This window comes from Mesorhizobium sp. M4A.F.Ca.ET.050.02.1.1 (assembly GCF_003997725.1).
Taxonomy (GTDB): domain Bacteria; phylum Pseudomonadota; class Alphaproteobacteria; order Rhizobiales; family Rhizobiaceae; genus Mesorhizobium.
The window spans coordinates 1-5,000 of the sequence record NZ_RZSG01000174.1 but is presented as its reverse complement, the minus strand read 5'-3'; the positions used below and the strand labels follow the sequence as shown (position 1 = coordinate 5,000).

General features: G+C 56.3%; 1 protein-coding gene, 1 tRNA gene, 2 rRNA genes and 1 pseudogene. 3 read left to right on the top strand and 2 right to left on the bottom strand.

Going from position 1 to position 5,000, the window contains the following annotated elements:
* The first annotated feature begins 309 nt into the window (after nt 1–309).
* From EOA33_RS14175 to EOA33_RS14165, 3 genes are all read left to right on the top strand, one after another.
* Nucleotides 310–3,109 (top strand): 23S ribosomal RNA (locus tag EOA33_RS14175).
* Between the two features lie 187 nt (nt 3,110–3,296).
* Nucleotides 3,297–3,411 (top strand): 5S ribosomal RNA (rrf, locus tag EOA33_RS14170).
* Nucleotides 3,412–3,562: 151 nt separating this feature from the next.
* A tRNA-Met gene (locus EOA33_RS14165) sits at nt 3,563–3,639 on the top strand.
* Between the two features lie 85 nt (nt 3,640–3,724).
* Here the strand turns inward: EOA33_RS14165 and EOA33_RS40465 are convergent.
* A pseudogene (locus EOA33_RS40465) lies at nt 3,725–3,861 on the bottom strand (transposase domain-containing protein); the annotation flags it as partial.
* Nucleotides 3,862–4,343: 482 nt separating this feature from the next.
* Nucleotides 4,344–5,000, bottom strand: a 657-nt coding sequence (locus EOA33_RS14150; protein ID WP_145989136.1) for an inorganic phosphate transporter, incomplete at its 5' end; no start/stop codon positions are given.

Sequence of the window (5,000 nt, the reverse complement as noted above, 5' to 3'; positions counted from 1 at the left end):
GAGCTAAGGCTCTCCGCCTGTTCTGTTTGACATCGTAAAGAGAAGATTTGTTCGAACTTCATGGTCCGCAAGGATCGTGATTTGTCGCAAGGGACGCTCAATCCCTTGCATATGATGGGTTTGCCTAACCGCGCCCTCGAACCGATCTCGAGAAGCTGGTCTTTTTGTGCCAATTCCATTGAAGCCATGTCCCGCACAGGATCTGGTTCAGGCGACGATCTCTTCGAGGTCGCGCTTAGCTAACCTCGCAAGGGGAGGGCTGAAGCGACGATCCTTTGGATCGCGCAGATGGATATTGGCAATGAGAACGATCAAGTGTCTTAAGGGCAATTGGTGGATGCCTTGGCATGCACAGGCGATGAAGGACGTGATACGCTGCGATAAGCTACGGGGAGGTGCGAATACCCTTTGATCCGTAGATTTCCGAATGGGGAAACCCACCTAAGGTACTTGGAAAATCAGAGCTGCAGAGCGATCTGCCGCTGTGGTTTCCAAGTATCGATAATAGGTAACTTATCCTGAATACATAGGGATAAAGTGGCGAACGCGGGGAACTGAAACATCTAAGTACCCGTAGGAAAGGACATCAACCGAGACTCCGGAAGTAGTGGCGAGCGAACCCGGACCAGGCCAGTGGCGATTGAGAGACAAGCGGAACCTTCTGGAAAGTTGGGCCATAGCGGGTGACAGCCCCGTACGCGTAATGCGATCAATCGTCCTCGAGTAAGGCGGGACACGTGAAATCCTGTCTGAAATTGGGAGGACCACCTTCCAAGCCTAAGTACTCGTGCATGACCGATAGCGAACTAGTACCGTGAGGGAAAGGTGAAAAGCACCCCGACAAGGGGAGTGAAAGAGTACCTGAAACCGATTGCCTACAAACAGTGGGAGCCCGCAAGGGTGACCACGTACCTTTTGTATAATGGGTCAGCGACTTAGTGTGACGAGCAAGCTTAAACCGATAGGTGTAGGCGCAGCGAAAGCGAGTCTGAACAGGGCGTTCAGTTCGTCGCATTAGACCCGAAACCGAGTGATCTAGCCATGAGCAGGTTGAAGGTAAGGTAACACTTACTGGAGGACCGAACCCATAACTGTTGCAATAGTTCGGGATGACTTGTGGCTAGGGGTGAAAGGCCAATCAAACTCGGAAATAGCTGGTTCTCCGCGAAATCTATTTAGGTAGAGCGTCGACCGAATACCCCAGGGGGTAGAGCACTGGATGGGCTAGGGGTCCTCACCGGATTACCAAACCTAACCAAACTCCGAATACCTGGGAGTACTAGTCGGCAGACACACGGCGGGTGCTAACGTCCGTCGTGAAAAGGGAAACAACCCTGACCTACAGCTAAGGTCCCCAAGTTATGGCTAAGTGGGAAAGGATGTGAGGATCCCAAAACAACCAGGATGTTGGCTTAGAAGCAGCCATCATTTAAAGAAAGCGTAACAGCTCACTGGTCTAAATAAGGGTCTTTGCGCCGAAAATGTAACGGGGCTAAAGCCATACACCGAAGCTTAGGGTTCGTGAGCAATCACGAGCGGTAGCGGAGCGTTCTGTAAGCTGATGAAGCCGTACCCGTGAGGGGCGGTGGAGGTATCAGAAGTGCGAATGCTGACATGAGTAACGTAAGGGGAGTGAGAGACTCCCCCGCCGAAAGACCAAGGGTTCCTGCTTAAAGTTAATCTGAGCAGGGTTAGCCGGCCCCTAAGACGAGGCGGAAACGCGTAGTCGATGGGAACCACGTTAATATTCGTGGGCCTGGAGGTAGTGACGGATTGCACAAGTTGTTCAACCTTATCGGATTGGTTGGGCAGCGGAGCGGTTCCAGGAAATAGCTCCTCCTTATAGACCGTACCCGAAACCGACACTGGTGGTCTGGTAGAGTATACCAAGGCGCTTGAGAGAACTATGCTGAAGGAACTCGGCAAATTGCACGCGTAACTTCGGAAGAAGCGTGACCCTTTTCTGCGCAAGCAGAGGAGGGTGGCACAGACCAGGGGGTAGCGACTGTTTATCAAAAACACAGGGCTCTGCGAAGCCGCAAGGCGACGTATAGGGTCTGACGCCTGCCCGGTGCTGGAAGGTTAAGAGGAGGGGTGCAAGCTCTGAATCGAAGCCCCAGTAAACGGCGGCCGTAACTATAACGGTCCTAAGGTAGCGAAATTCCTTGTCGGGTAAGTTCCGACCTGCACGAATGGCGTAACGACTTCCCCGCTGTCTCCAGCATAGACTCAGTGAAATTGAATTCCCCGTGAAGATGCGGGGTTCCTGCGGTTAGACGGAAAGACCCCGTGCACCTTTACTATAGCTTTACATTGGCATTCGTAGTGGCATGTGTAGGATAGGTGGTAGGCTTTGAAGCCAGGGCGCCAGCCTTGGTGGAGCCACCCTTGAAATACCACCCTTATCTCTATGGATGTCTAACCGCGGCCCGTTATCCGGGTCCGGGACAATGTATGGTGGGTAGTTTGACTGGGGCGGTCGCCTCCTAAAGAGTAACGGAGGCGCGCGATGGTGGGCTCAGAACGGTCGGAAATCGTTCGCTGAGTGCAATGGCATAAGCCTGCCTGACTGCGAGACTGACAAGTCGAGCAGAGACGAAAGTCGGTCATAGTGATCCGGTGGTCCCGCGTGGAAGGGCCATCGCTCAACGGATAAAAGGTACGCCGGGGATAACAGGCTGATGACCCCCAAGAGTCCATATCGACGGGGTTGTTTGGCACCTCGATGTCGACTCATCGCATCCTGGGGCTGGAGCAGGTCCCAAGGGTATGGCTGTTCGCCATTTAAAGCGGTACGTGAGTTGGGTTCAGAACGTCGTGAGACAGTTCGGTCCCTATCTGCCGTGGGTGTAGGAATATTGAAAGGATCTGTCCCTAGTACGAGAGGACCGGGATGGACGGATCTCTGGTGGACCTGTTGTGGCGCCAGCCGCATAGCAGGGTAGCTATATCCGGACGGGATAACCGCTGAAGGCATCTAAGCGGGAAACCCACCTTGAAACGAGTATTCCCTGAGAACCGTGGAAGACGACCACGTTGATAGGCCGGGTGTGGAAGAGCGGCAACGCTTGAAGCTTACCGGTACTAATAGTTCGATCGGCTTGATCGTTCTCATTCCTAATATCCATCTTTGTTCTCACTCACGCTTGTTCCGCCCTTCGGGCGGCGCTACGTGGGTGCGGCGCATCGGCGCCGACGGCCGGTCGGCCTTGCGAAGCTTCGCTTCGAAAGGTGCCAGGCCAAATGAACATCCAAGGCACAAAAAACAGCTTCTCGAACAACGTGCGTTTCGCCGACCTGGTGGTTATGGCGGAGCGGCTGCACCCGATCCCATTCCGAACTCGGCCGTGAAACGCTCCAGCGCTGATGGTACTTCGTCTCAAGACGCGGGAGAGTAGGTCGCTGCCAGGTCTGCCAAACGCACGTTCATCTTCTCATTACGATAGGCCCGCCAAACGGGATCCCGGGCCGCGCAAGCGGCCCTTTCATTTGGCAGGCCTCTTGATTCCGGTAAGCTCAAACTTACCTCTAAGGACGCAAGCTAACGCTTGCTCGTAGTTGACGCGGGGTGGAGCAGCCCGGTAGCTCGTCAGGCTCATAACCTGAAGGTCACAGGTTCAAATCCTGTCCCCGCAACCAATTCTATCATAAATCAATAACCGTTCCGGTCTGACCGGGGCGGTTTTGTTTTTGGGCGGGCTGTTCACCTTCGTAAGTGGTGTTCTCAGGCCACGGCCTTAAGCTCGTGATTGGCGATGTAGGCCCAAGGCAGGAGATCGTCGATCTGGCGGTTTGGGTGCCGTTGACGATTCTGGTGAGCACTTCGGCCAGGTAGCCGAGTGGCTCGACATTGTTCAGTTTTGGGCGGGGGCGCGCCAATCCTTGGCGGACGGTCAGGTTAGCGCGATTGGAACGCCTTCAATTACGATGCATGCTCATGGTGAATAAGCGGTTCCTTTCCACAGGCTCGTCGGCGCCGCGAGGGGGAGAAAGACTCGCCGGGCGAAGCCCCCAAGCTTTAAGCCCGGCGAAGTTACGTCCTGATCCCCATCAGGGGGCCAGTGGAGGAGTACCGGCAATCTCTTCTGTGCAAGGTCGGTGCCAGCTTCTTGGTCCCAAGCGAGCGCTCCACCTCGGCGCACACCGTCTGAAATAAAAAGCCGCTAGGATCGTTTGGCGCTATGCCGTCCACGTCGATCAAGAGAACGGAATACGACCCGGCCTGACGTTCGAGGGCGACATCCACGCCGGCTGCGGCATCAAGGACGGTTGGTTCAAGGATCCCGACGGGAACACCTGAACCTGGTGGGCAATAGCGTCGCCCCGGACGCAGGCAGGCCGCATCATCCGGCCATCCGCGTAGCGAGGTAGGTCAGCGCCGAAATCGCTGCTGTCGCCGGCAAGGTAATCACCCAGGCGACGACGATGTTACCGGCGATACCCCAGCGCACCGCCGAGACACGGCGGGCGGCGCCGACGCCGATGATGGCGCCGGTGATGGTGTGCGTTGTCGATACCGGAACGCCGAGCCAGGTGGCGGCAAAAAGCGTGATCGCACCACCGGTCTCGGCGCAGAAACCCTGCATCGGGTTCAGTCGCGTGATTTTCGATCCCATTGTGTGGACGATGCGCCAGCCGCCGAGCAGCGTGCCGAGCGCCAGCGCCGACTGGCAGGTAATGACCACCCACAACGGCACATAGAAGGTCTGTCCGAGCACACCTTGCGAATAGAGCAGCACGGCGATGATGCCCATGGTCTTCTGCGCGTCGTTGCCGCCATGGCCCAACGAATAGAGCGAGGCGGAAAAGAACTGCAGCACGCGAAACGTATTGTCGACGGCGAACGGCGTCTGGCGTACGAACAGCCAGGAGACGACGAGAACGAGGAGGAGCGCGAGCACGAATCCCGTCGCCGGTGAGAGCACGATGGCCGCAACCGTCTTGCCTAGCCCCGACCAGACTATGGCGCCCGTACCGGCCTTGGCGACGCCGGCGCCGAC